The following is a 26,844-nucleotide window of genomic DNA, read 5'->3' as shown; positions in this document are numbered from 1 at the left end:
CAAGCCTTGCTTGTGGAGAACTCATTGTGATCAGAACCTTTGCTGAACTTGATCTAGACTCAAACTTACTTGATGCCATTGAAGAAATGGGCTTCGAACGCCCAACAAAAGTCCAGGCAGAAGCAATCCCACAAGCGTTGGATGGTCGTGACATTCTAGCGTCAGCACCGACTGGCACAGGTAAAACAGCAGCATTCGTATTGCCTGCTCTACAATACCTACAGGATTTTCCACGTCGTAAACCTGGACCTGCGCGTATCCTTATCCTAACCCCAACGCGTGAGTTGGCGATGCAGGTTGCGGATCAAGCCCGTGCACTGGCGAAAAATACTAAGCTCAATATTTTTACCATCACCGGTGGCGTTCAGTACCAAGAGCACGCTGACATTCTTGCTACCACGCAAGACATCGTTGTTGCGACACCAGGTCGTCTGCGCGAATACATTGAAGCTGAACGCTTTGATTGTCGTGCGATTGAATGGTTAATCCTAGACGAAGCCGACCGCATGCTAGACATGGGCTTTGCGCCAACAGTCGATCGTCTATCGAACGAGTGTCGCTGGCGTAAGCAAACCCTTCTGTTTTCTGCAACATTAGAAGGCAGAGGCGTTGAAGGCTTTACTGCGGACCTGCTGAATGAACCTGCAGAGATCGATGCGAAGTCACCGCTACGCGAACGCAAGAAGATCGCACAGTGGTATCACCGAGCGGACGACGCAGAGCATAAACTCGCGCTACTCAAGCACATCATCACGGAGCAAGCAGAACGTACTATCGTGTTCCTGAAAACGCGTGAACGTCTGGCTGAACTGCGTAGCCAGCTTGAAAGCGCACAGATTCCATGTTCATGGATTCAAGGTGAAATGCCACAAGATCGCCGTAATAACGCGATTGCACGTTTCCGTGATGGTACGGTTAACGTTCTACTCGCAACAGACGTTGCGGCTCGTGGTATCGACCTTCCTGATGTGTCACACGTGATCAACTACGACTTGCCACGTACAGCAGATGTTTACCTGCACCGAATTGGCCGTACCGCTCGTGCTGGTAAAAAAGGTAACGCTATCTCAATTGTAGAAGCGCACGACCAGCCAATGATGGATCGCGTTGCTCGTTACGTGAAAGAAGACATCAAAGAGCGTTTCATCAAAGAGATGCGTCCAAAACACAAAAAACCTGTGTTTAAGAAGAAAAAGAAAAAAGACGATAAGAAGAAAACTGCGAAAAAGAAAGTCGCTAAAAAGAAGTAAGCTTGTAAGTCTAAAATAGCGAAAGGGTTGGCAATGCCAACCCTTTTTTGTGTCCGGAGTTTGAGCTTATTAGTTCTGCTCTTCTCGTTTAAAGACCAGCTCAGTTGGCGTCGACTCTTCTTCAACAAAGTAGTAACCCGCCGTATCAAACTTGGTCAGGTCAGCCACACTCTCAATACGATTTTCGATAATGTAACGCGCCATCATTCCACGCGCTTTTTTCGCGTAGAAGCTGATCACTTTGTATTGGCCATTCTTACAATCTTTAAAAATTGGCGTAATAACCTGAGCGTCAAGGTTCTTAGGTTTCACCGCTTTAAAGTATTCATTTGATGCAAGGTTAATAAGCACATTGTCACCTTGCGCTGAAATCGCCTCATTAAGCTTGTCAGTGATGATATTGCCCCAGAACTGATACAAGTTAGTGCCCTTGTCGTTCGCAAGCTTAGTACCCATTTCCAGACGGTATGGCTGCATCAAATCCAATGGCTTCAACAAACCGTAAAGGCCAGATAGCATACGCAGATGATCCTGAGCGTAATCAAAGTCAGCTTCAGACAAGGTTTCCGCTTCAAGACCCGTATAAACATCCCCTTTAAACGCGAGGATCGCCTGACGTGAGTTTTCAGTCGTGAAGGTTTCACTCCACTCTTGGAATCGCCCTACGTTCAGATCTGCGATTTTGTCGCTCACCTTCATTAACGACGCAACATCAGCAGGCGTCAATTTACGACAAACTTCGATCAGCTCTTTGGAGAATTCAATTAACTCAGGTTGAGTAAACTTTTCCGTTGCTAACGGAGACTCATAATCCAGTGTCTTAGCAGGAGAAACTACGATAAGCATGACTTTGACTCTATCCTTTTAATTTTATATACCGTTAAGGGTACAAAAAAAGCCATGCATTGTCTGCATGGCTTTATAAATCGTGCTAATAGCTTTTAACTATGACACTCAGTCTTTTTTGTCGTTGTACCAGATGCCTTCTTCCAGCTGAGATTTCAGCTCTGGGAAATCGTTAGCATCAAATGTTGGTACCTTACCAGCGTCTAGCTGACGGTTGTAGTCTTTAGCCAGCTTGATAACGATGCCCGATAGCAGAATAATCGCCACCAAGTTCACAATCGCCATTAGACCCATTGACACATCAGCCAACGACCAGACCATTGGTAACGAAGCTACCGCGCCAAACATCACCATCCCCAGGAAGATGATTCGGAAAATACCGATACCCGCTTTATGGTTATGCTCAAGGAACACTAAGTTAGTCTCAGCGTATGAGTAGTTTGCAATGATCGAAGTAAACGCGAAGAAGAAGATTGCGACAGCAACAAAAATGCCACCCCAGTCGCCCACTTGTGAGCTCAATGCGCGCTGTGTCAGTTCGATACCGGTAACCTCTGTCGCCTGACCTACGTATTCACCAGACATCAGGATGATCGCTACCGTAGAAGAACAGATCACGATTGTATCCATAAACACACCCAGCATCTGAACGTAACCCTGAGACGCAGGATGCGGCGGGTACGGCGTTGCTGATGCCGCTGCGTTAGGCGCAGAACCCATACCAGCTTCGTTCGAGAACAGGCCGCGTTTTACACCGTTAATCATCGCTTGTGCGATAGCGTAACCTAAACCACCAGCCGCTGCTTCTTGCAGACCAAAGGCACTCTTAACAATCAGAGCAAGTACCGCTGGAAGCTTCTCGATGTTGGCAAACACAACCACTAGCGCGAGCGCAAGGTAAAGCAGTGCCATAAGTGGAACAATCATTTCCGCGACTTTAGCGATACGCTTGATACCACCAAAGATAACCGCAGCAGACAAGGCAACAACACCAATACCAACGTATAGAGAGTTCCAGCCAAATGCCGTACTCATCGCATTAGCAATAGAGTTAGCTTGAACGGCATTGAATACCAAACCAAAAGCGATGATTAGGAAAACCGAGAACAAGACGCCCATCCAGCGCATGCCCAAACCTTTTTCCATGTAGTAAGCAGGACCACCACGGTAGTTGCCATCATCATCTTTGGTTTTGTATAGCTGTGCCAGAGTACTCTCTGCAAACGATGTTGCCATACCCAGCATCGCGATCAGCCACATCCAGAAGATAGCGCCTGGTCCGCCCGCTGTTAGTGCAACTGCCACACCGGCCATATTACCGGTACCAACACGTGCTGCGAGACTGGTACAAAGTGCTTGGAAAGAAGAAATACCAGCTTTGTCTGCTTTGCGACTGTTCTTTAGAACCGAAAACATGTGCCCGAAGTGGCGGAACTGGATGAATCCCAATCGAAAGGTGAAGTAAATACCTACACCAACAAGAAGATAAACCAGAATCGAACCCCAAAGGAGATCGTTCATCAAATTGATTAAGTCTGTCATGCGTACCTCAAAGTGAGTTGCGCCGGTCTATGCATCCTAGCCATCCACCAGATTGCCTGCTAAGTGTCAAAGTGTGCTTAGCTAATTAAGTAGTGTTTGTTTTTAAGGGCAATCTAGAATCGTAAATGTCGCTTCATGCATCCATTTTACGTACCAGCGTATTTTTTGACGGGCGGATAATGCAACCTAGAGACACAAAAATCAATATGAAATACATTGCTTAATATTGTTATATTTCACTATAAAGTCACCAAAAAATAACATAAATAGAAGACTCAACCATCACATAACGCAACATATCTCTTACCTAAAGATAACAATGATATTCAATTTATAACCAATAGAGTTTCAGTCCATGTTTTCGGTTTAAGGCTAGTATTCATAAGGTGTAACAGAAAGTTACCTCCTTAATAAAATCGTTAGTCGACCACTATTTCACCAAAGTGGTTTTATGCAACTTTTACCTTGGCTTTATGCTCTAATTCCAGCCTTCTCGTTAACACAGAAAATCTCTTCATTTAATCGTTTTCACTGGCTCGTTTGGGCATTTTTTATGCAAGAAAGACAAACTAAAGTGTGATTGTGGAAGTGTTTTTGCACGAAAATGTCATGATACAGACACAAATTCGAAATATGTCATGGCTATTCTCACAATTATTGTGGTAATTAAAAATCTCCACAAGGACTGGTTACAACAGTTTAGATAAACAAGGTAAGGTGGCTTATGGACGGCTTTCAACTAGATGACATTTTTAATCTGGATACTACCTCAACAACCAAATCTCGTGCCAAACCAATGAAACGTAAATGGCGAGAAATTGAAGAGATGAACGACAGACGCAATTTATTAAAAGAGCTGCGTGAACTTGATGTCTGTAACGATTACAACCTAGACGACATCAAACTCTAATTCGAACAAAAGGCACCTTACGGGTGCCTTTTGTTATTTCGAAAAGAGCGATTCATCAAGGGGGCTAAGAGCACTTAGAACGCACTTGGCCTTCGTTCTCATCTATTGAGAATTTTGAGCACGTTAAACCCATATTCAGGCTTAACTTTATTTCTCGTTAATTCTTATTAAATAAGAAAAGTGGTGAGAAAACCCGAGCAGATTCCACATTTGCCCGGGCGAATGTTACTTTAGATGTATTCCATATCGCTCTGACGCACACGCTCCGCCAACTGTTTATAGCGGTCAGCAATGGTATCGCCAAATACCGGATCATCCTCATTTTCACTCCAGAGACTTTCTACGTACTGCCAGTCTTCAGTCGTAAACAGCTCTTCTATTAACGGCAGGATCTTCCGCTCTTCAAGTTCGAGGTGGCGTTTCTGTGAATCAATGAAATCTTCAAGATGTCTTACAAACACATCTTGAGGTACCACAGCATCTTGCAGAATCATCTCGATCACCGTTGAGAATTCTTTGGTCTTTTCGGCGAGATCTTTATGTTCCTGCTCTAGGTTCTCCATGGTTCGTTGCTTACCATAATGTTCTAGAAAATGATGGTAGAGGATGTCCTCTTTTGGATGGTGAACTTGTTCTGAATGAGTAGAGAGGTAGTCAACAATCTCCCCCACTAACGCATAGTTAATGGCACGTTCTTGTTTTATTTCATTAAGTTTGTGGCGCAATATAGCCAACAGGCGAACCATGTAGCCGTGTTCGCGTCGAATTCTTTCGATCATCATAGCGTCTCTCCTTAACACCTGCTTCTAATAAGTGTACATGAGAAATGCATTACCAGCTTGAGCCTGCTCAAAAAAACAGCGATAAGAAAACCTTAATCGCTGTTGTTAGCTTTACACCGTCATCGGCAAATGCCAATTGATCGGCTCTTTACCTTGGGCTATAAGTAGTTGGTTTGCTTGAGAGAAGTGCTTACACCCCAGAAAGCCTCGATGGGCAGAGAGCGGAGAAGGATGAGGAGCAGTAAGGACATGATGCTTGGAACGATCAATAAATCTTCCCTTTTTCTGCGCGTGCGCGCCCCATAACAGGAATACAACCCCCTGCTGATGCATGTTTATCGCTTCAATCACTTTATCAGTGAACGCTTCCCATCCCGTTTTCGAATGTGAATGTGCTTTGCCCTGCTCAACCGTCAGCACGGTATTAAGCAGTAATACACCTTGCTCGGCCCAGCTTTGCAAGAATCCATGTTGAGGGATTTCAAAACCGTCGATATCCTGAGCGAGCTCTTTGTATATGTTCACCAATGAGGGCGGGGTTCTCACACCAGGTAAAACCGAAAAACACAATCCGTGCGCCTGATTCGGACCGTGATAAGGATCCTGACCTAAAATCACCACCTTTACATCGTTAAACTCGGTATAGCGAAACGCATTAAACACATCTTTGCTTGGCGGATAGATCGTTTTCCCCGCCGAACGTTCCGATTCAACAAAGTTTAAGGTGTCGACAAAGTAGCTGAGTTTTTTTTCTTCGCCGATCACATCGTGCCATGTCGGTGACTGATTCATAGAAAGTTCCTGTCCGAAAGTGTTGCTCTATTCTAACCAGCAACACTTAAACAGACAAAAACTTCCCCCAACTTGAGAGCGGTAATTCGAATTTAGTGTTTCTGCGGCGTTCGGAAGTGACCTTGGCCCGTGATATGACGGTTAGGTGCAGGTAAACGAACCGAACGTCTGGTATGAGAAAAAGGAGTAAAAGTGTTTGGTCGAGACATAATGCAATCCTTCTTTGTATGGCCCCAGTAACCACTAAGAAAGAAAAGTGCCAACTATGACAACGGCATTAATTTTTGTTGAATTCTTCCAAATGGTAACCACGAAGAGTATCAATTTCTCGATGCCAAATATCAGGGTCAATTGTCTCTAAAATCAGAGGGATACCATCAAAACGAGAGTCTCTGGCAATATACTCAAAGCAGTCCCAACCGATTTCACCTTTCCCTAGAGAATGATGACGATCAACCCTGCTAGCAAATTCGACTTTTGAATCATTTAAATGCATCGCCCTTAAATAGTGCATACCAACGATACGGTCGAATTCCGCAAACGTGTGTTGGCAATCTTCTTTCGTTCTTAAATCGTAGCCTGCGGTAAAAGTATGACAAGTATCGATGCACACACCCACGCGCTCTTTATCATCCACTTGCTCAATGATTTCAGCGAGATGCTCAAACTTCCAGCCTAGGTTGGTACCCTGACCCGCCGTGTTCTCAATAACAGCAATAACATCTGGTACTGCTTTATGCGCAAGATTAATTGATTCTGCAATCGTCGCTAAACACTCTTGTTCAGATACTTTCTTTAAGTGACTTCCTGGGTGAAAGTTCAAAAGTGTCAGACCAAGCTGATTACAACGCTCCATTTCATCGATGAATGCCGCTCGAGATTTATCAAGCTTCTCTTCTTCTGGTGCGCCTAAGTTAATCAGGTAGGAGTCATGAGGCAAAATGCTTTCAGTACCAAACCCGAGCATTTTGCAATTGGCTTTAAATGCACTGATGGTTTTAGCTTCAAGAGGTTTTGCCACCCACTGACGCTGGTTTTTGGTAAATAAAGCAAAAGCATTAGCGCCAATCTCACGCGCACGTAACGGGGCCTGATCGACACCACCAGCCGCAGAGACGTGAGCGCCGATCATCTTGTTCCCAAACTTGTTTTTCATGTTTGTCATTTAATCACTTCAGACTTTCAGTGTGCGTACCTAAATACAATTAGTTACACATCACAGGTTAAATTCAAATCAACAATATGTAGTAAATTAACAACATAATTGCATTTAAAATATTTTTTATCTTATCAAAAATAGTGTAATCAGTATGTTTTTAAACACTTTATTGATTTACCTCAACAAAACAACCTTAATAAAATTAATGTTTTTGGTTGTTTTTTGACTTAAATCAATATTAAAATAGTGGTTATTAGCTATATAATACTCAGCTCAATAAAAGTTTGAAAACTAACACCAATAAACACCACGTAAGTGGACTAGGAGACAGTGATGATCCAAGGTATCCAAATTACTAAAGCAGCGAATGACGAACTACTAAACTCTATCTGGCTACTAGATGGTGAAAAAAACGAAGCTCGTTGTATTGCAGCATCAGCAGGCTATGAAGCTGACCAAGTTATTGCAATCAGCGACCTAGGTGAATACGAAAGCCGTGAAGTAGCAATCGAAACGGCACCTAAAATTGAAGGTGGTCAGCACTTAAACGTGAACGTGCTTAAGCGTGAAACACTAGAAGATGCAGTCGCTAACCCTGAAAAATACCCTCAGCTAACCATTCGTGTTTCTGGCTACGCAGTGCGTTTCAACTCACTAACTCCAGAACAGCAACGTGATGTAATCGCACGTACGTTTACTGAGTCTCTATAATAAAGAGACACCCCGGTAAGTTTTGAATGCGGCGCTCACTGAGCGTCGTTTTTTATTGCCTCTATAAAATAAAAAAGGTGGAGACTAAGCTCCACCTTCTCATTTAGCTTGTATTTGGCTTATTGGACGCGACGCAGTACTGTTTTTAGTGCATCAAAATCCGCATCTAAATCTTCAGACAATAGGTCCATCACAGCATGCTTAGCCAGTGGTGCTGGTAGGTCGATATCAGATTCTAAGATATCATCCACCACTTCTTTGAACTTCGCAGGGTGAGCAGTACATAGGAACAAACCAGTCTCACCGGCTTGAAGTTGCTCGTCCAGTACGCGATAAGCGATTGCACCATGCGGCTCGCATAAGTAACCCAGTGAGTTCAGCTCTTTTACTGACTCGGCACTTTGCTCATCAGAAACTGCACCTTTGCCCAGCGTTTCCAAGCCCCACTCTTTTACGCGGCAAAGCTCTTCGATACGTGGCCAGTTGTTTGGTTGGCTTACGTCCATCGCGTTAGATGTCGTTGCAACCGTTGGTTTTGGATCCCACTGTCCTGTTTCTAGGTAGCGAGGTACTGTATCGTTCGCATTTGTTGCAGCGATAAAACGTTTAATTGGTAAACCAAGCGCTTTTGCCAGCAAACCAGCGGTTAGGTTACCGAAGTTACCACTTGGTACAGAGATAACCAGGTTCTCACGCTCTTGTTTACTCATTTGCGCTGCTGCTTCAAAGTAGTAGCAGATTTGCGCCATCAAACGGCTGATGTTGATTGAGTTTGCTGAGTTTAGTCCGATTTCTTCACGCAGAGCGGCATCATCAAATGCCTGCTTAACAAGTGCCTGACAAGCATCGAAGTCACCGTTAATTGCTACTGTATGGATGTTCTTACCTAGCGTACAGAACAGCTTTTCTTGTAGTGGGCTGATTTTGCCTTTAGGGTAAAGAATCACAACGTTGATGTCTTCCATACCGTAGAAAGCATGTGCAACCGCAGCACCTGTATCACCGGATGTTGCTGTAAGAATCGTGATCTTACCGCCAGTAGATACCGCAGCCAGTGATTGCGCCATAAAACGACCACCGAAGTCTTTAAACGCCAGTGTCGGACCATGGAAAAGCTCTAACGCATAAACGCCATCTTTTACTTGTTTGATAGGTGCTGGGAATTGGAAAGCCGCATCAACCATAGAGTTCACTTGGTCTTCTGTCAGCTCATCACCAATCAATGCAGAAAGAATTTTTGTACTACGCGAGACAAAGTCTTCTTCTAGCAGCGCATCAATATCATCAAATTTTGGTAATTCCGATGGAAAAAACAGGCCTTGGTTACGACCTAATCCTTGGCGAACGGCTTGGCCAAAGGAAACTTGTTCATCATTTTCTTTTATATTGTAAAGCTTCATAGCTCACTTCCTGTTACTTTCGAACCCTGTTTATCCAGACGACAAACGTGGACGAATCCTTCTTCGTTTTGTACGTAGTTTTGTTCTAACCAGCGAGCAACTCGCTCAGCGACATCTTTCTCTTTGCAAATACTGAACAGTGTTGGGCCACTGCCAGAAATACCGGTTGCTAACGCGCCTGCAGATGCTGCGTATTGGCGAGCGTTTGCAAAACCTGGTAGCAGTTTCTCACGATACGGTTCTGCGATCACGTCTTTGATCATTTTCGCCGCAAGTTCCGGTTGACCAGAATGACACGCGTGAATAAAGCCTGCAAGGTGTCGACCGTGAGCTATGATATCTTGTCGACGGTACTGAGATGGTAGGATCTCTCGAGCTTCAGCAGTAGACACTTTGATTCCCGGATAAGCCATTACCCAGTACCAATCATCAAAACATGGCACTTCCTGGCTAATGATACCAAGCTCTTCAAGCATCAACTGCACGCCACCTAAGTAACAAGGTGCAACGTTGTCATAATGGATACCACCAGAAATTTTACCTTCCATCTCGCCCATTAGCGCTAACAGCTCAGTTTCATTAAGCGGTTGTCCGTGAAAACGGTTCAAAGCATCTAATGCAGCAACAATAGAACAAGCACTGGAACCAAGACCAGAACCGATAGGCATGTTCTTCTCGAGTGTCATTTCCAGTGGTTTCAGCTCTACGCCCTTTCTATCTAGCTCGCGAGCAAATACAACCCAACAGTCGTAAACGATGTTTTCTTTTGGTTCTGTAGGTAACTTCGAGACGAAGTTACCTGCGGTTTTCAAGCTGAATGGCTCAGAACCAGATTTCACTAGGACTCGATCACCCAATAAGGTGCCATCGATAGGAGAGACAGCCGCTCCCAAAACATCAAAACCTACGCTTACATTACCAATTGATGCTGGGGCATAAACCACTACATCCATATCACTTGAACTCATTACTGTTATACCCCTAGTTTCCAACCTAAAGTACGCATCACATCTGAAAATACGCCTGCTGCGGTAACTTCCGTACCTGCACCGTAACCACGAAGTACCAATGGGATTGGTTGGTAGTAACGGCTGTAAAACGCCAGAGCGTTCTCACCATCTTTAATTTTGAACATTGGATCATTTTCATCAACGATAGCAATGCTGACTTTGCACTTACCATCATTGATTTCACCAACATAGCGTAAAACTTTACCCTCTTCAGCGGCTTTTTCGACAAGATCTTTAAAGTACGCATCAGCTTCAGGAAGTCTCGCCATAAACTCATCAACACTGCCTGAATCATCAAAGCCCGGTGGCAGCGCTTGATCAACCACAACGTCTTCCAACTCAAGCGACATTCCCGCTTCACGCGCCAGAATAAGAAGCTTACGAGCCACATCCATACCCGATAGATCATCACGAGGATCCGGTTCGGTGAAGCCGTTTTCTTTCGCTATGTTTGTCGCTTCGCTCAAGCTCATGCCTTCGTCTAGCTTACCGAAGATGTAAGATAGTGAACCAGACAAAATACCGGTGAATCGTTCAAGCTCATCACCCGCTGAAATAAGATTCTGCAGGTTTTCGATGACCGGCAAACCCGCACCAACCGTTGTCTCGTACATCAATTTACGACGAGAGCTGCGTGCTACATCACGAAGCTGGTGGTAGTAAGCCATACTTGCGGTATTAGCTTTCTTATTTGGAGTAACAACGTGGAAACCTGCCGCCAAGAAATCAGCGTACTGGTTAGCAATGGCTTCACTCGAAGTACAATCAACCAAAACAGGGTTAATGATGTGGTTACGTTGCACAAGTGCAATCAGGCGCGCTAGGCTGAACTCTTCAGTAGCTGAAGACATGCGGTCGCGCCAATGTTCCAGTGGCAGCCCTTCACTATCCAGAAGCAGACCCTTACTGTTTGCCAGACCACATACGCGAATGATGATGCCTTTCTCTGCCAGTTTGGCTTGTTGGCGTTCAATCTGATCCACCAGCTCACCACCAACACCACCGATACCAACAACGAAAACATCAAGGAAGTGTTTAGAATTGAACAGGTTCATATGACAGGCTTTGATTGCTTCAGAGATCTTATCTTCTGGGATAACCGCTGAGATAGCGCGCTCAGAAGAACCCTGTGCGATCGCAACAATGTTGACGTTTACTTCAGCAAGAGATGAGAAGAAACGTGACGCAACGCCGCGTGACGTACGCATGCCGTCACCAACAAGGGTCACGATAGCAACATCATCGATAAACTCTACTGGTTCAAGCAGACCGTCTTTCAGTTCAAGCTCAAATGCTTCTGCCAGAGTCTGTTGCGCTTTTGCTTTGTCTTCTGCTTCGATACAGAAGCTGATGCTGTATTCTGATGATGACTGAGTGATCAGTACGATTGAAACACCCGCTGAAGACATAGCACCAAATACGCGGCTTGCCATGCCAACCATGCCTTTCATACCTGGGCCAGAGACGTTCACCATGGTCAGGTCATTCAGTGTAGTAATACCCTTGATAGCGAGGTTATCTTCACCGGTATCTTGGCCAATCAGCGTACCTGCACCTTGCGGGTTAAAACTGTTCTTGATTAAGCATGGAATGTGGAATTGAGCAATTGGAGCGATGGTTTTAGGGTGCAGAACGGACGCACCAAAGTAAGACAACTCCATCGCTTCCTGATAGCTCAGTGATTTTAATAGTCGTGCATCTTCTACCAAGCGAGGATCACAGTTGTATACGCCATCAACGTCAGTCCAGATTTCACAACAGTCGGCACGAAGACAAGCAGCCAAAACCGCAGCCGAATAGTCAGAACCGTTACGACCTAGAGTAACCAGTTCTCCTTTCTCGTTGCCGGCAGTAAAACCAGGCATGATGTTGACATGACCTTGAGGAAGAGGCTTTTGGCGGAAGTTTTGTGTAGAAATATCAACATCAACCATCGCTTCAAGATGATCGCCTTGAGCATAAAGGTATTCAACCGGATCAATTAGGCTGGCTTTTTGACCTTTTGCTTCAAGTACCGCTTTCATTAGTTGAATAGAAACACGTTCACCTTTACTGATGATGCGCGCATTCACATTGTTTGGACACATGCCTAACAGGCTGATGCCATGGACAAATTGACGTAATTGAGAGAGCGAGGTTTTAACTTGATTGTCGTAGCCAGTCCCATCCAGATTAGGAACCAAGGCTTGGATATCGGCAAAAAGCGTTTTAAACGATTCTTCTAACTCGTTAATTTGTAATTCTGCTTCACCATTTCGTAAAGCGCCTTCAATCACAGCAACCAGTTTATTAGTTGTTTTACCCGGTGCAGAAAGCACGACTGCGACTTCTTCCTGTTGAGCATTATTCGCAATGATATCTGCTGCTCTTAAAAAGCGATCTGCATCAGCCAATGATGAACCGCCAAACTTCAATACTCGCATCCCTTCCTCCAGTGTATCTTCTTAAACTTGTCTAAATTTTGTATTAAGAAAGCATAAAAAAAGGCCTGTATCTTGTTGGATACAGGCCTTTTTTGTGAATTTCTTTCGCTCAGCAGCCTGCCCCAACAATTGTAATGTCGGTAATAATAATGGTGGTGGTCATTACAACGAGGCTGTTAACTGGCATAAATTAATATTCTACGAATTGTGTGTTTGCTTAACCCTACGTTTACCGAGTTTCTGTAACAGAGTCAACAAAAAAATTGTTTATTTTCCAGTCTTACAGAGATAAATTCTGCCATATATCGCTGAAAATAAAGAAATAAATTAAAATTCAATTTTTTAATAAATTTATCTTAGTATTTCATTCCCGAAATAGCTTTGCATAGAAAAAGTTACATTCCACCCACATTCATGGCGATCTTGGCTAAAACGGCAAAGATCAAAGAAAATGCAGAGCAACCACTCTTGCACAACAATTTAAGTGTGATCACACTCCACGAGAGTTAATTATTTGGGAAATAAATGAGCTGCATTTCATATTATATGCTTTAATATTGGGAAGCGTTGAGCACATACCAATAAAAAGTTTTGAAACACAAGGAGTGGTGAGCATGAAAAAATGGCTTTTTCTGTTACTTTTTGCCATGCCTGGTGTTTCTTTAGCGACTGAGCTACCTACCCTTCCTGGGGCAGCAATGACTTCCCCACACAAGTTATTTATCTCAAGTGACAGTTATCAAACGGATAGCTTCGATGTATGGAACATCGACGGCGGTTACTCGTACGAGTTATTTGATTCGGTTGATCTTTATGTTGGTGCACGCGTCAACAACTCCCCAGTCCAAAATCAAAGCGGCTTTTTAAGTGGCGTTAGCTACCACTTTAATGATCGTGTCACTGTTAAGAGTACGCTGCGTTCTTTCAAAGCTGACACCAACGAGCGTGTCGATGAAGAAGATACGGGCCTTGCTGCCGAGGTGTCTAGTCGTGTGAAAATTACTGACAAGTTAGATATTCACGCAACTCTAGATTATCAAGATTGGCAACAAGGCTTTGAGGTTGGATTAGGGTTTCGCTTCTAAAAATCCAGTTTTTCTTTTGAGATCAACACACCATTCCAGTCTGCATAAACATAATGCTTCGGCTGCACTAACTGATTTTGCATCGTTACTGTCACATTAACCTCGCCCAATCCTCGCTTTTCTGTTTTAAACGGACATGTGCCAAGCGCTTGAATGCCAATATCCATTTGTGACATTTGCGCCACATCACGCACCGCACCATAGACAATAATGCCTTCCCACCCATTCTCAATACCAAGGATGGCCAATTGATCACCGAGCAACGCTTTTTGGCATGAACCGTGACCATCGACAATCAACACTTTGCCTGTGCCGTCCTGCCCAAGCACTTCTCGAACCTTGGAGTTATCGTGATAACAACGCACTGTGACAATTTCGCCAAAAAACGCGGTGCGTTGTCCAAAGTTCTGTAGTGGCAGATTCAGCAACGTTACTAGGTCTTCAAATTGGTCACAAATATCTGGTGTTATATCGTTCATATTTCCTCCGTGAATTTTCTCGTCCGAGTACGCTCCAACGAGTAGTATCCTGTTTTCGTTATACGAGTCGCTCACTCATCTTAGCTACCTTGTGTCGATTGATCGGATCACCGCAGGCAATAAGGTAGATGTCGTCATGAGAAACAAAATAAATCGCGTTCTGCTGAAACTCGTTTGCCAATGTTATCGCGTCGTCTATTGAGATCTCCGCCGCAAAACTCTCTTCGTACCATTCAAAGGTACGGTCACCTACAGTAACTGGCACATAGTTAACGTGTTTTAGACGCTTTTCTAGCTTTTGATTAATTATGCAGTTATCTTCTTTTGACCGCAAATTACTGTATGGGTTCCAAGCAGTTATCACAACATAGCTCAAAACATTCCATTTCGTTTCAAAGCGAAAAAAAGAATTTGCATAAGCATTCCATAACGATGCGTCGATGTTCGTATTATTTTTTTCTATCATAACTCTTAAATGATTAATAACAGTTAAATTTCATCAATTGATGTAAATCAACAAACTGCATGGAATTAACATTTGAGCATTGTTAGCATGCTGTTAACAATATAAAATTCGCCCCATATCTAGGGTGTTTACGTTTCCTCCCCCAATAAGAAACTGGAAATGAAAGGTAAATATCCCATTAGAATAAAAGTCGCCACGGGATGTAGGTGAGCTGGTAAATCTCCATGGAAGGCGGATAACTGAAAGAAGTGTAATTTTGATTAACTTGATTTATTATCAAAATTTCATTACCTGTATGTTATATTTTTGCCTAGAATTTATTCTATTAGCACAATTTTGTCACAAATTTAGGTACCGCCAATGCAAACCCCGCAGATTCTGATCGTTGAAGATGAGCAAGTAACTCGTAACACTCTTAAGAGTATTTTTGAAGCAGAGGGATACGCTGTTTTTGAAGCCAGTGACGGTGAAGAGATGCACCAAGTATTATCAGACAACTCTGTCAACTTGGTCATTATGGACATTAACCTTCCAGGCAAGAATGGTCTTCTACTTGCACGTGAATTGCGCGAACAAGCAAACATCGCACTGATGTTTTTGACTGGCCGTGACAATGAAGTGGACAAGATTCTAGGCCTTGAGATTGGTGCTGATGATTACATCACTAAACCATTCAACCCACGTGAGTTGACTATCCGTGCGCGCAACTTGTTGAGTCGCTCAATGAGCGCAAGTGCTGTTCAAGAAGAAAAACGCTCGGTAGAAAAATACGAGTTCAACGGTTGGGTGCTAGATATCAATAGCCGTTCACTGGTGAGCCCGTCAGGTGATAACTACAAACTGCCTCGTTCTGAATTCCGTGCGCTACTGCACTTCTGTGAGAACCCAGGCAAAATCCAAACACGTGCCGATCTTCTGAAGAAGATGACAGGCCGTGAACTTAAACCACACGACCGTACTGTTGACGTAACCATTCGTCGTATTCGTAAACACTTCGAATCTGTATCAGGTACACCAGAAATCATCGCAACGATTCATGGTGAAGGTTACCGCTTCTGTGGTGATTTAGAAGACTAATTCTTCATTCCACGAGAAACATGAAGGGCTTGCTCATTGGAGCAAGCCCTTTTTCTATACCGCTTTTTTAAGCAGAATAGGTGCTAATAGACCTTGTTTACCTTTACATACTTTTCTACCAGCCAGCGTTTTTTACCGGCATCATCCAGCAGTATTGCCAGCTCAACCCACTTTTCAGTATTAAGTTGATTTTGCCAGGTAAACGCGACTTCCCACTGGTTTTCGCTATGCGTCCGAGTTTCTAAAGCGTCTTCGTCCAGCATCCATTGCTCGTCACCTTGTTTAATTATCAAAGCTTCTACTGTCAGATTGGCCGGTAACTCCGTATCACTTTCCAAAGAGAGAGAGCCGTGAAGGTTGGGTTCCTGAGACTCACCTATTGTCGGCATCAGATTTACCCAGAGGTTACTCTTGAGTTCAATATTGACTTGATTAATTGTTATCTGGCTGTCTTGTTTCCAATTCACTTCAGGAACAGCACTACAACCCGACAGCAGTGCAGTAGCAATGGCCACTGATGCAAGTTTCTTCATGTTATTTCCTTTGTTCTAACCAACTTTTTAGTACTTGGATATCGTTGAGGTATTCATTTTTTATTTCTTCAACCCAATCTGAAATATTCTCCCACCAGGCAGGCATATCTGGAGACTGGGCTTTTTGCGCGACACTTTGGATACGTTTCAAACCGATGGAACCTGCTGCACCTTTGATCTTGTGCGCTTCAGAGACGATGCCATCTTTATCTTTCGCGATCATATTGGAGTCCAGTACTTCAATATAATCTGGCATCATATCTTCAAACATTTTGATGCTGTCATAAACGGGCTTCGCCCCCACAATATCAACGTAAGACTCCAGCATATCGAGGTCAAGCAGATGCGTCTCAATCACAGGTGATGGCGCAGGTTCTTCCTTAACTTCAAGAACTTCAACCGGCTGTGGTTTTTCCACTCTGTGCACAAAAAACTTATCAATCACAGACTGAATAGCATGCACAGCCAACGGCTTACTGATTGCATCATCCATGCCGTTTTGCAGATATTCTCTACGATCTTTCAGTACGTTTGCCGTCAACGCGACTAACGGTGGCAAGTTGTCGTAGTGCTCTCGGTAGTATTTCGCCACATCGAAGCCAGTCATATCAGGCAACTGAATATCCAGTAAAACCAAGTCATACTGATCCGGAACGAAATTGACTAACGCCTCTTGTCCCGTCATGGCAACTGTGACTGAATGGCCTAAGCTTTCCAATAGCGATTTCGCCACGGTCACGTTCAGTTCGATATCTTCAACCATAAAGATATTTAAGTGAACATTATCGCGTTGCGCGTCGATAATAGGTTCTTCTAGAGCCACGACTGGAACATGAATAGAAACGGTAAATGTACTGCCGTAGCCCTCTTCACTCGCTACAGAAATATCACCATCCATCATATTAATCAGCTGTTTAGATACAGCCAGTCCAATGCCAGTACCAACTGCGTGTAAGTTATCTTTGCCTGACTTCACTTGGTAATACATGGCAAAAATCTTATTCAGCTCTTCTTCAGGAATACCGATACCAGTATCTTCCACTTCGATAATAATCGTCGCGAAATCATCTTCGACATCCGCACTCACCGTCATTACCACACCGCCTTCTTTGGTGAACTTCATGGCGTTGTTGACCAGGTTCCAGATAACCTGACGTAAACGGGTGGCATCAACTTCAATCGCTTTCGGTAAATCGCTCAAACGTTCTAAGTCGAAGCGCAAACCTTTCTGTTCAGCCATCAACGCGGAGATACTCTCTATTTCTGCGACAAAGTCTTCGAAATTAAGTGGCTCAGGTAATAATTCTAGTTTGCGACGGTCAAACTTATCCATGTCGATAATATCGTTGAAAATATTTCCAAGCGTAATCGCACTGACATTGATGGTTTGCATGTACTTACGCTGCTCTTCGGTCAGTTGAGTATCAAGCAGCATTCGGCTCAAGCCGACGATACCGTTGAGTGGAGTACGAAGTTCATGACTGATAGTAGAAATGAAAGTGGTTTTGTCTCGGCTGGCTTTTTCCAGAGACTCCTCATGACGTTTACGTTCGGTGATATCACGACCAAAACCAACTAGGCCCAGGTGACGGCCGTCCTTACTGTAAAAAGGAACCTTACGCAGTTCGAAGTAGTGTTTACGACCATCCGGGTATTCCAGCCATTGCTCATAGGTAATGGCTTGATTATCAGTGAAAACCTTCTGGTCCGTATCAACTATTGGCTGTGCGATTTCTTTGCTGTAGACATCCCAAGGGCTCAAGCCCACCAACTGATGCTCTTTCTTACCCGTCAGCTCTTCCATTGCTCGGTTACAACCGGAGAACACACCATCCGCATTTCGGTAGTAAATCAGATCCGGAGACGCATCAATGAAGGAGCGCAATAAGGCGGTTCGCTCCGCGAGCTCTAACTGTGTGCGTTCACGCTGAAAGACCTCATTTTCCAGATCCTTCATCGCTTCTTCGCGAGCTTCTTCGGCTTTAATACGCTCTTCAATCTCTTGATTGAGCTTTTCAATATTCTGTTGCAACTGGAAGTTCAGTTCTTGGTCGCGCGAGCGCATGTCTTTCAGCTTGGAAACCAGCTTAGTTAACCTTTGGCGAGACTCTTCCAACTGATCAACCACCACCGACAGAAAATACACCGCCCAAGGAGTAATCAGCAGACCAAAGAACACAGAGCGTACGATATCAATATCGTCAACTCGCCCCTTAAGTGCCAAGGTAATACCAACTTGTACCACGACAGCTAACGCCACCAGCGCAAGTGCTAGCAAAATTGAAAAACGGACAATCCCCAGTTTCACCAGAAGGTCGACATAATACTGGGCAAGATTTTTCATCGGTTTCATTCACGACTCCACGGCGTAAAGCTAGATATCATCCCTGAACATTAGACATGAACCTTGGTATACAACGTCAGGGTAATAATGGAAAAACACCAAGTACCAGCAGTTTAACGTGTTTGATACGGTGATTTAAACTTCTCACTATCAACTTAGAGCAAGAGGTCACAAAGCGTTGGCAATAACTTCTCTTTCAACGTTCGTATGTTTAATAATGAACGATGAAACAGACATTGGAAAAGACTTAAAAAGCGATGAGAAGCGCTAAGGGTAGAATGGTAAACCACAGACCCAAGTAGGAATAAAATACTTGGGTCTGTAGAACTTTACGCTAGCAGTAAGAAATCAGAGATGAGTAGATGCTTTAAGTTTAAGCTCAGGCTTTTTATAGATAAACGGCTTACCGGTTAAACTCCCCTGAGCACCTTCTATGTCCAATGCGCGACCAATCTCTGTCATCGCCAACCAGCGATTTTCACACCAGAGTGGAGACAACAGCGTCGGGCGACGTGCCGCAGAAGAAACCCTGTGATAAACAATCTCCGCCGGCGTCATGCGGATTAATTCACTGGCAATGGCGACATACTCTTCTAGCTCAGGTGCTTCCAGCTTCCCGGCTCGCCACGCTTTAGCCATAGTGCTGCCTTCAACAATGTGCAAACCATGCAATTTGATGCCATCCGTCCCCACTTCAAGAACTTTATTCATGGTTTCCACGTTATGTTGGCGCGTTTCTTTGGGTAAACCAACGATCAAATGCGTGCACACCTTAATGCCTAAAGCACGCGCTCGCTTGGTGATCTCCGCATAACATTCGAAATTATGGCCGCGGTTAATTCGCTTCAGCGTGTCGTCATGAGCCGTTTGTAAACCGAGTTCTAACCAGATTTCGTAACCTTGCTTGACGTAATCAGAGAGTAAGTCCAGCACGGCATCAGGAACGCAGTCAGGTCGGGTACCGACACATAAACCTACGATATCCGCCGCTTTAAGCGCCTCTTCATACATATTCTTGAGAACTTGAACTTCGGCATAAGTACTGGTGTACGCCTGAAAATAGGCTAAATACTTTTTCGCGCGTTGGATCTCCCCGGCACGATCATTAAGTTGCTCATGAATGCTTTTAACCTGTACTTCCTCGTCAGAAAAAGACGCAACATTACAGAATGTGCACCCTCCTCGTCCGATAGTACCGTCTCTGTTTGGGCAGCTAAATCCACCATGCAATGTTAATTTATGAACTTTTTCACCATATCGGCGCTGAAGATCCTGGCCTAATGTGTTGACCAACTCATGTAACTGCATAAAATTCCACCAAACCAAAATCGCAATCAATATCACTACGATTAGTGTAAATAAATTACATCCCTGCAAGAAAAATCACAGAATATTACTCAATCCAAACGAGTCACAGACTAGTCAAAATCAATAAACCTGCATAAATACATACAAAAACTGGCAATGTTACGTAATTGTTAAACAAAATATGCATAATTAAACAAAAAAAATGGGTCACAACGTCGACTTTTCGTTGCATTCCGAAGTAACAAAATTGTAGGATACTTACGTATCCACGTAGTTTTTGTCATTTTGATTACAACACGGACTGCGGGGATTATCGGTGTTATCCCACTCCTACCTATATAAGTCACCAATAAGTGGCAAATAATAAAGAGATAACACCAAGGAATGTTTTTCTCGCAACACTTTTCCTGCGAGATACGGAAAGGAATCAAGACTGGTCAACCTCGACCGGTGGCGAATCATAAATATAAAGGACAAGACGCAAATTAAATTTCGCTAGACAGGCTTAGTCTGTCTGGGGTTTTCGCGTCTACATTGAACTGGAAGGATGTATCTATGGTAGATAGAGAGCACAATTCACAGGGTCTGTACACTCCAGAGCTGGAGCATGACGCTTGTGGTATCGGTTTTGTTGCTCACCTTAAAAACCGTAAATCTCATGAAGTAGTAACGCAAGCATTGGATATGCTGGCGCGTATGGAACACCGTGGTGGTCAAGGTTGTGACCCATGTAGCGGTGACGGCGCTGGTATCTTGCTGCAGAAACCTCATGAATTTCTATTGGAAGAAGCCGTTAAACAGGGCATTAAACTGCCTTCGTTCGAAAAATATGGTGTTGGTGTCGTTCTTTTCCCGAAAGACGAATACAAACGTGAACAGTGCCGTGACATTCTAGAGCGCAATGCCAAGCGCCTGGATCTTGAAGTTATTGGCTACCGCGTACTTCCAGTAGATAACTCTATGCTTGGTGCCGACCCGCTTAGCACGGAGCCGCAATTCGAACACGTATTTATCTCTGGTGGCCCGGGTGTTACACCTGAGGAACTGGAACGTAAACTGTACGTTCTGCGTAACTACACTGTACGTGTCTGCCTGGAAAGCGTATCGAATATCAAAGACGAGTTTTATATCAACTCTATGTCGTACAAGACTCTGGTATATAAAGGCCAGCTGACGACAGAACAGGTACCACAGTACTTCCTTGACCTGCAGAACCCAACCATGGTGACTGCACTGGCACTGGTACACTCTCGTTTCTCTACCAATACATTCCCAAGATGGCGTCTGGCTCAGCCTTTCCGCTACATTGCTCACAACGGTGAAATCAATACAGTTCGCGGTAACCTGAACTGGATGAAAGCCCGTGAAGCGATTATTGAATCAGACCTGTTCACGCAGGCTGAGATCGATATGCTGCTGCCTATCTGTCAAGAAGGCATGTCTGACTCAGCAAACTTTGATATGGCTCTGGAACTGCTGGTTCTTTCTGGTCGTACCCTGCCTCACGCGCTGATGATGATGATTCCTGAAGCATGGCAAGAAAACAAAAACATGGATCCTAAGCGTCGTGCGTTCTATCAGTACCACGCAAACATTATGGAACCATGGGATGGCCCTGCCTCTGTATGTTTTACTGATGGTGTTCAAGTAGGTGCAACGCTTGACCGTAACGGTCTGCGCCCTTCTCGCTATACAGTAACGAAAGACAACTTCCTGGTTATGGCATCAGAGTCTGGTGTAGTCGACATTGCACCAGAAAACGTTGAGTTCCGTGGTCGTCTTCAGCCTGGTCGTATCTTTGTTGCTGACCTTGAGCAAGGTCGTATCATTTCTGATGAAGAAGTGAAAGATACCATTGCTACGTCTCAGCCATACGAAAAATGGGTTGAAGATAACCTTCTCAGTCTGAAAAACTTGCCAGATGCAAGTAACCAGTTTAGCCAACCTTCTCCAGAGCGTTTGTTACACCGCCAACAAGCATTTGGCGTAAGCTCAGAAGAAGTGAACGAAATCATCGTTCCAATGGCAAACGATGGCAAAGAGCCACTATCTGCAATGGGTGCTGACTGGCCGCTAGCCGTTCTGTCTCACCAATCACAGCATTTATCAAACTACTTCAAGCAGCTGTTTGCTCAGGTAACTAACCCGCCGATCGACCCGATCCGTGAGCGTATGGTTATGTCCCTGAACACCTACTTGGGTAAAGACCAAAACCTACTGACAGAAACACCACTTCACTGTCAAAAGGTAGAACTGGAATCTCCAGTACTGGCTAACTCTGAGCTTGAGAAGCTACGTGCTATCGATAACGAGCACTTACAAGCTAAGACACTGGACATCGTATTCCAGGCAAGCGAAGAAAAAGGAAAACTTGAGCGCGCACTTAAACGTATCTGCCAATACGCAGAAGATGCAGTGATCGACGGCTACTCAATCATCCTACTGACAGACCGTGCAGTAAACTCAAACCACGCGGCTATCCCAGCAATGCTGGCGGTTGGCGCAGTTCACCACCACCTGATCCGTAAAGGTCTGCGTGCTAAGTGTGACATCGTGGTAGAGACGGGTGACGCGCGTGAAACTCACCACTTCGCGACTCTACTTGGCTATGGTGCAAACGCGGTTAACCCTTACTTGGTAATCGAAAGCATCATCGAACTACAGCGTACGAAAAAGCTCGATCCTGAAGCAAATCCAAGCGATTTGTTCAACAACTACCGTAAAGCCGTTAACGGTGGTCTGCTGAAGATCTTCTCTAAGATGGGGATCTCAACGCTGCAGTCTTACCACGGCGCACAGATCTTCGAAGCGCTTGGTATTCACAAATCCGTTGTAGACAAATACTTTACTGGTACGGTTTCTCGTATTCAGGGTCTGACTCTGGATGACATCGCAAAAGAAGTCGTGGTTCGTCACCGTATTGGCTACCCACAACGTGAAATCCCAATTCAAATGCTTGATGTTGGCGGTGTTTACCAATGGAAACAACGTGGTGAGAAACACCTGTTCAACCCAGAAACGATTTCTCTGCTACAGCAATCGACTCGTAACAAAGACTACTCTCAGTTCAAGCAGTACGCGAGCGCAGTAGATAAGCAAGGCGACAATGCTGTTACGCTTCGTAGCCAACTTGAGTTCATTAAGAACCCAGCAGGTTCTATTTCTATCGACGAAGTTGAACCAATTGAGAGCATCGTAAAACGCTTTGCAACGGGTGCAATGTCATTTGGCTCGATCTCTCACGAAGCACACTCAACACTGGCTGTTGCGATGAACCGCTTAGGCGCAAAATCCAACTCAGGTGAAGGTGGTGAAGACCCAATTCGCTTCGAGCGTAAAGAAAACGGCGACTGGGAACGCTCTGCAATCAAACAGGTTGCATCAGGTCGTTTCGGTGTGACGTCTTACTACCTGACTAACGCAGAAGAGCTTCAAATCAAGATGGCTCAAGGTGCGAAACCAGGTGAAGGTGGTCAGCTACCTGGCGATAAAGTCGATGACTGGATCGGTGCGACTCGTCACTCAACTCCGGGCGTCGGTTTGATTTCTCCACCGCCACACCACGATATCTACTCAATCGAAGATTTGGCTCAGCTTATCTACGACTTGAAAAACGCGAACCGTGCGGGTCGTGTAAACGTGAAACTGGTATCTGAAGCAGGCGTTGGTACCATCGCATCAGGTGTAGCGAAAGCAAAAGCAGACGTTGTACTGATCGCTGGTTTCGATGGCGGTACAGGTGCATCGCCAATTTCTTCGATTCGTCACACTGGTCTTCCTTGGGAACTAGGTTTGGCAGAAACACACCAAACACTTCTGAAGAATGGTCTGCGTAACCGTATCGTTGTTCAGGCTGACGGCCAGATGAAAACACCTCGTGACCTTGCAATCGCAACTTTACTAGGTGCGGAAGAATGGGGCGTGGCAACAGCAGCATTGGTTGTTGAAGGCTGTATCATGATGCGTAAGTGTCATAAGAACACCTGTCCTGTTGGTATCGCAACTCAGAACAAAACTCTGCGTGAGCGCTTTGATGGCCGCGTAGAAGACGTAGTGACTTTCTTCCAGTACATGGCTCAGGGTCTGCGCGAAATCATGGCGGAACTTGGTTTCCGTACTATCGATGAAATGGTTGGCCAAGGCCAGAAACTGCGTGTTCGCCAAGACATTTCTCACTGGAAATACAAGAACCTGGATCTGTCTCCTGTTCTACACATCGAGCAACCACGTGAAGCCGATGGTGTATACAACCAAACAGTGCAGAACCACAACCTTGAATCAGTACTAGACCGCAAACTTATCCAAGCTGCTATTCCGGCGCTTGAGAAAGGTGAAGCAGTGAACGCTGAGTTCCCTATCGTCAACACAGACCGCTCTGCGGGTACTATGCTGTCGAACGAGATCTCGAAAGTGTACAAAGACCAAGGTCTGCCACAGCCAATGAACGTGAAGTTCAAAGGCTCTGCTGGTCAGTCTTTCGGCGCATTCCTTGCGAAAGGTGTGAAGTTCGAAGTTGAAGGTGACGCGAACGATTACTGGGGTAAAGGCTTGTCTGGCGGTACCTTAGTACTGTACCCAGATGCGAACTCTAGCATTGTTGCTGAAGACAACATCATCGTAGGTAACGTATGTTTCTATGGTGCAACGTCTGGTGAATCTTTCATCCGCGGTATGGCTGGTGAGCGTTTCTGTGTTCGTAACTCTGGCGCGAAAGTTGTGGTTGAAGGCGTGGGTGACCACGGCTGTGAATACATGACTGGTGGTGCAGCTATCATCCTAGGTTCAACAGGTCGCAACTTTGCTGCTGGTATGAGCGGTGGTGTAGCGTACGTATGGGATAAATCAGGTGACTTCGAGTCCAAACTGAACCCAGAACTCGTTGACTTGGATCCTATCGAACAAGAAGACAAAGATCTGTTACTAGACATGTTAACTAAGCATGTTCAATTCACAGGAAGTGAAGTTGCTCAGTCTTTCCTAGACAACTTTGAAGCTAGCCTAGCCTCTATGGTTAAGGTCATGCCGCGCGATTACAAAGCGGTACTTCAAAAGCGTAAAGCTGAGGCACAACAAACTGAAGCGGAGGCAGTGTAATGGGTAAGCCTACTGGATTTTTAGAGCATGGTCGTGAACTTCCACAGAAGATCGATCCCGCTGAACGTATCAAGAACAACAAAGAGTTCGTTCTGAACGAGGAGTTTGGTAGCAAGATCAATACTCAGGCTTCTCGCTGTATGGACTGTGGCGTGCCGTTTTGTCATAACGGCTGCCCGATTGGTAACATCATTCCAGAATTTAACGATGCGGTTTACCGCGATAGCTGGGAAGAAGCATGGAACATTCTGAGCTCGACCAACAACTTCCCTGAATTTACGGGTCGTGTATGTCCTGCACCTTGTGAAAGTTCTTGTGTACTTGGTATTAACCAAGACCCAATCACCATCTGTAACATTGAGAAAACCATCGTGGAAACAGCGTATCGTGAAGGATACGCCAAGCCAAAAACGCCACGCTCTCGTACAGGTAAAACCGTTGCAATCATCGGTTCAGGCCCTGCGGGTCTGGCTGCAGCTGAACAGCTGAACAGCGCGGGTCACTCAGTGACGGTATTTGAACGAGACGAAAAAGTCGGCGGTCTGCTACGTTTTGGTATCCCTGACTTTAAGCTCAGCATGGAAGTGATTGATCGTAAGATCAACCTGATGGCTGAAGCGGGTGTGGAATTCAAAGTGAACCAACACGTTGGTGTTGACGTGAACGCTCAGCAGTTACGTCAAGAATACGATGTGGTACTACTGACTGGCGGCTCTACGGTTCCTCGTGACCTTCCGGTACCAGGACGTGAACTAAACGGCGTTTACTTCGCAATGCAGTTCCTTGGTCAAAACAACCGCCGTGCAAACAACATGGACCTGAAAACTGAAGAAATTCACGCAGCAGGCAAGCATGTGGTAGTTATCGGTGGTGGTGATACAGGTTCTGACTGTGTTGGTACCTCAAACCGTCACGGTGCAGCGAGTGTGACTCAAGTTGAGATCATGCCAATTCCACCAGAAAAACGCCCTGCGAATATGCCGTGGCCTCAGTACCCAATGATCCTTCGTACTTCAACTTCTCACGAAGAAGGAGTAGATCGTCACTGGAACATCCTTACTAAAGAGTTCATTGGTAACGATAAAGGTGAAGTAACGGGTCTGCGTATTGCTGACATCGTATGGGAAGATGCAAAACCTGGCGAGCGCCCAAGCTTCAAAGAAGTCGAAGGCAGTGAGCGAGTAATTCCATGTGACATGGCTTTCCTAGCAATGGGCTTCTTACACCCTGAACCAACAGGTGTGCTGGCTCAGCTAGACATCGCTCTTGATGATCGTGGCAATGTAGCAACTCAGGGCTTTGCGACTAACCAAGAAGGTGTTTTCGCTGCAGGCGATATGCGTACAGGTCAATCACTTGTCGTTCGTTGTATCAACGAAGGCCGTGAGTGTGCTCGCTCTATCGATGAATACCTGATGGGCGGTACACACCTAGAAGCAAAAGCAAACTCGCTGATGCTTTCAGCATAATAGGAGGAGATGCACTCCTCCCTCTTTCTGAGTGCGAGCAGCCAATAATTATATTGTTGGCTGTTCAACAAGAAAGAAAACAATTCCTTCCAGTCTTTTTATTTTGACCAGCATTTTATGCTGGTCTTTTTTATTCCAGCCAGTAGTAAATGTTACTTTATTGT

Annotated in this window: 20 protein-coding genes and 1 other annotated feature; of the genes, 7 read left to right on the top strand and 13 right to left on the bottom strand. The window is 44.9% G+C overall.

Annotated elements, in window-relative coordinates:
- Positions 1 to 26 precede the first annotated feature (26 nt).
- Positions 27 to 1,250: an ATP-dependent RNA helicase SrmB gene (gene srmB / locus VEJY3_RS02315; protein ID WP_014230842.1), complete on the top strand. Its 1,224-nt coding sequence runs from the start codon at positions 27 to 29 to the stop codon at positions 1,248 to 1,250.
- Between the two features lie 69 nt (positions 1,251 to 1,319).
- On the opposite strand, the gene yaaA is transcribed toward srmB, so the two are convergent.
- Both yaaA and VEJY3_RS02305 read right to left on the bottom strand, forming a co-directional pair.
- Entirely contained in the window at positions 1,320 to 2,096 is a 777-nt protein-coding gene (yaaA, locus tag VEJY3_RS02310) for a peroxide stress protein YaaA (RefSeq protein WP_014230841.1), read from the bottom strand.
- Between the two features lie 108 nt (positions 2,097 to 2,204).
- Entirely contained in the window at positions 2,205 to 3,638 is a 1,434-nt protein-coding gene (locus VEJY3_RS02305) for a sodium:alanine symporter family protein (protein ID WP_014230840.1), read from the bottom strand.
- A 724-nt stretch (positions 3,639 to 4,362) separates the two neighbouring features.
- On the opposite strand from VEJY3_RS02305, the gene VEJY3_RS02300 reads away from it, so the two are divergent.
- Positions 4,363 to 4,548 (top strand): DUF3545 family protein, encoded by a 186-nt coding sequence (locus tag VEJY3_RS02300; protein WP_014230839.1) that lies wholly within the window; start codon positions 4,363 to 4,365, stop codon positions 4,546 to 4,548.
- A 230-nt stretch (positions 4,549 to 4,778) separates the two neighbouring features.
- Here VEJY3_RS02300 and VEJY3_RS02295 read toward each other — a convergent pair whose 3' ends face one another.
- The 3 genes from VEJY3_RS02295 to nfo all read right to left on the bottom strand — a co-directional run bounded on the left by VEJY3_RS02295 (position 4,779) and on the right by nfo (position 7,287).
- Entirely contained in the window at positions 4,779 to 5,330 is a 552-nt protein-coding gene (locus VEJY3_RS02295) for a hemerythrin domain-containing protein (protein WP_014230838.1), read from the bottom strand.
- Positions 5,331 to 5,441: 111 nt separating this feature from the next.
- Entirely contained in the window at positions 5,442 to 6,122 is a 681-nt protein-coding gene (gene ung / locus VEJY3_RS02290; protein WP_014230837.1) for a uracil-DNA glycosylase, read from the bottom strand.
- A 277-nt stretch (positions 6,123 to 6,399) separates the two neighbouring features.
- Positions 6,400 to 7,287: a deoxyribonuclease IV gene (gene nfo / locus VEJY3_RS02285; protein WP_014230836.1), complete on the bottom strand. Its 888-nt coding sequence runs from the start codon at positions 7,285 to 7,287 to the stop codon at positions 6,400 to 6,402.
- Positions 7,288 to 7,614: 327 nt separating this feature from the next.
- Here nfo and grcA point away from each other — a divergent pair, with 327 nt between their 5' ends.
- A complete protein-coding gene (gene grcA, locus VEJY3_RS02280; protein WP_014230835.1) occupies positions 7,615 to 7,992 on the top strand; it encodes an autonomous glycyl radical cofactor GrcA in 378 nt (125 codons plus the stop codon).
- Between the two features lie 119 nt (positions 7,993 to 8,111).
- On the opposite strand, the gene thrC is transcribed toward grcA, so the two are convergent.
- From thrC to thrA, 3 genes are read right to left on the bottom strand one after another with little or no spacing between them, the layout of a single operon-like run.
- On the bottom strand, positions 8,112 to 9,392 hold the full coding sequence (gene thrC / locus VEJY3_RS02275) for a threonine synthase (RefSeq protein ID WP_014230834.1): 1,281 nt from the start codon (positions 9,390 to 9,392) through the stop codon (positions 8,112 to 8,114).
- Complete coding sequence (gene thrB / locus VEJY3_RS02270) at positions 9,389 to 10,345, bottom strand: homoserine kinase (RefSeq protein ID WP_014230833.1); 957 nt, start codon at positions 10,343 to 10,345, stop codon at positions 9,389 to 9,391. The genes thrC and thrB overlap by 4 nt, the downstream gene beginning before the upstream one ends.
- 20 nt (positions 10,346 to 10,365) lie before the next feature.
- Positions 10,366 to 12,825: a bifunctional aspartate kinase/homoserine dehydrogenase I gene (gene thrA / locus VEJY3_RS02265; RefSeq protein WP_014230832.1), complete on the bottom strand. Its 2,460-nt coding sequence runs from the start codon at positions 12,823 to 12,825 to the stop codon at positions 10,366 to 10,368.
- A gap of 54 nt (positions 12,826 to 12,879) precedes the next feature.
- Positions 12,880 to 12,999: a sequence feature (Thr leader region), on the bottom strand.
- A gap of 440 nt (positions 13,000 to 13,439) precedes the next feature.
- On the opposite strand from thrA, the gene VEJY3_RS02260 reads away from it, so the two are divergent.
- Entirely contained in the window at positions 13,440 to 13,910 is a 471-nt protein-coding gene (locus tag VEJY3_RS02260) for a hypothetical protein (protein ID WP_014230831.1), read from the top strand.
- Here VEJY3_RS02260 and VEJY3_RS02255 read toward each other — a convergent pair.
- Both VEJY3_RS02255 and VEJY3_RS02250 read right to left on the bottom strand, forming a co-directional pair.
- Entirely contained in the window at positions 13,907 to 14,389 is a 483-nt protein-coding gene (locus VEJY3_RS02255) for a putative 4-hydroxy-4-methyl-2-oxoglutarate aldolase (protein ID WP_014230830.1), read from the bottom strand. The genes VEJY3_RS02260 and VEJY3_RS02255 overlap by 4 nt on opposite strands.
- Before the next feature lie 58 nt (positions 14,390 to 14,447).
- Positions 14,448 to 14,855, bottom strand: coding sequence for a DUF3293 domain-containing protein (locus VEJY3_RS02250; protein ID WP_014230829.1), 408 nt, complete (start codon positions 14,853 to 14,855; stop codon positions 14,448 to 14,450).
- Between the two features lie 360 nt (positions 14,856 to 15,215).
- Between VEJY3_RS02250 and arcA the strand changes: the two genes are divergently transcribed.
- Positions 15,216 to 15,932, top strand: a complete 717-nt coding sequence (arcA, locus tag VEJY3_RS02245) for a two-component system response regulator ArcA (RefSeq protein WP_014230828.1) — start codon at positions 15,216 to 15,218, stop codon at positions 15,930 to 15,932.
- A gap of 83 nt (positions 15,933 to 16,015) precedes the next feature.
- On the opposite strand, the gene VEJY3_RS02240 is transcribed toward arcA, so the two are convergent.
- The 3 genes from VEJY3_RS02240 to VEJY3_RS02230 form a co-directional block, all read right to left on the bottom strand.
- Positions 16,016 to 16,465: a membrane lipoprotein lipid attachment site-containing protein gene (locus VEJY3_RS02240; RefSeq protein ID WP_014230827.1), complete on the bottom strand. Its 450-nt coding sequence runs from the start codon at positions 16,463 to 16,465 to the stop codon at positions 16,016 to 16,018.
- Between the two features lies 1 nt (position 16,466).
- A complete protein-coding gene (gene arcB, locus VEJY3_RS02235; RefSeq protein ID WP_014230826.1) occupies positions 16,467 to 18,818 on the bottom strand; it encodes an aerobic respiration two-component sensor histidine kinase ArcB in 2,352 nt (783 codons plus the stop codon).
- A 339-nt stretch (positions 18,819 to 19,157) separates the two neighbouring features.
- A complete protein-coding gene (locus tag VEJY3_RS02230; protein ID WP_014230825.1) occupies positions 19,158 to 20,117 on the bottom strand; it encodes a TIGR01212 family radical SAM protein in 960 nt (319 codons plus the stop codon).
- A 555-nt stretch (positions 20,118 to 20,672) separates the two neighbouring features.
- Between VEJY3_RS02230 and gltB the strand changes: the two genes are divergently transcribed.
- Positions 20,673 to 25,211, top strand: a complete 4,539-nt coding sequence (gene gltB / locus VEJY3_RS02225; RefSeq protein WP_014230824.1) for a glutamate synthase large subunit — start codon at positions 20,673 to 20,675, stop codon at positions 25,209 to 25,211.
- A complete protein-coding gene (locus tag VEJY3_RS02220) occupies positions 25,211 to 26,680 on the top strand; it encodes a glutamate synthase subunit beta (protein WP_014230823.1) in 1,470 nt (489 codons plus the stop codon). Before gltB ends, VEJY3_RS02220 begins: the two co-directional genes overlap by 1 nt.
- Positions 26,681 to 26,844: the final 164 nt, after the last annotated feature.

The organism is Vibrio sp. EJY3, assembly GCF_000241385.1.
GTDB classification, from domain to species: Bacteria; Pseudomonadota; Gammaproteobacteria; order Enterobacterales; family Vibrionaceae; genus Vibrio; species Vibrio natriegens.
This window is presented reverse-complemented; position numbering and strand designations above follow the sequence as displayed.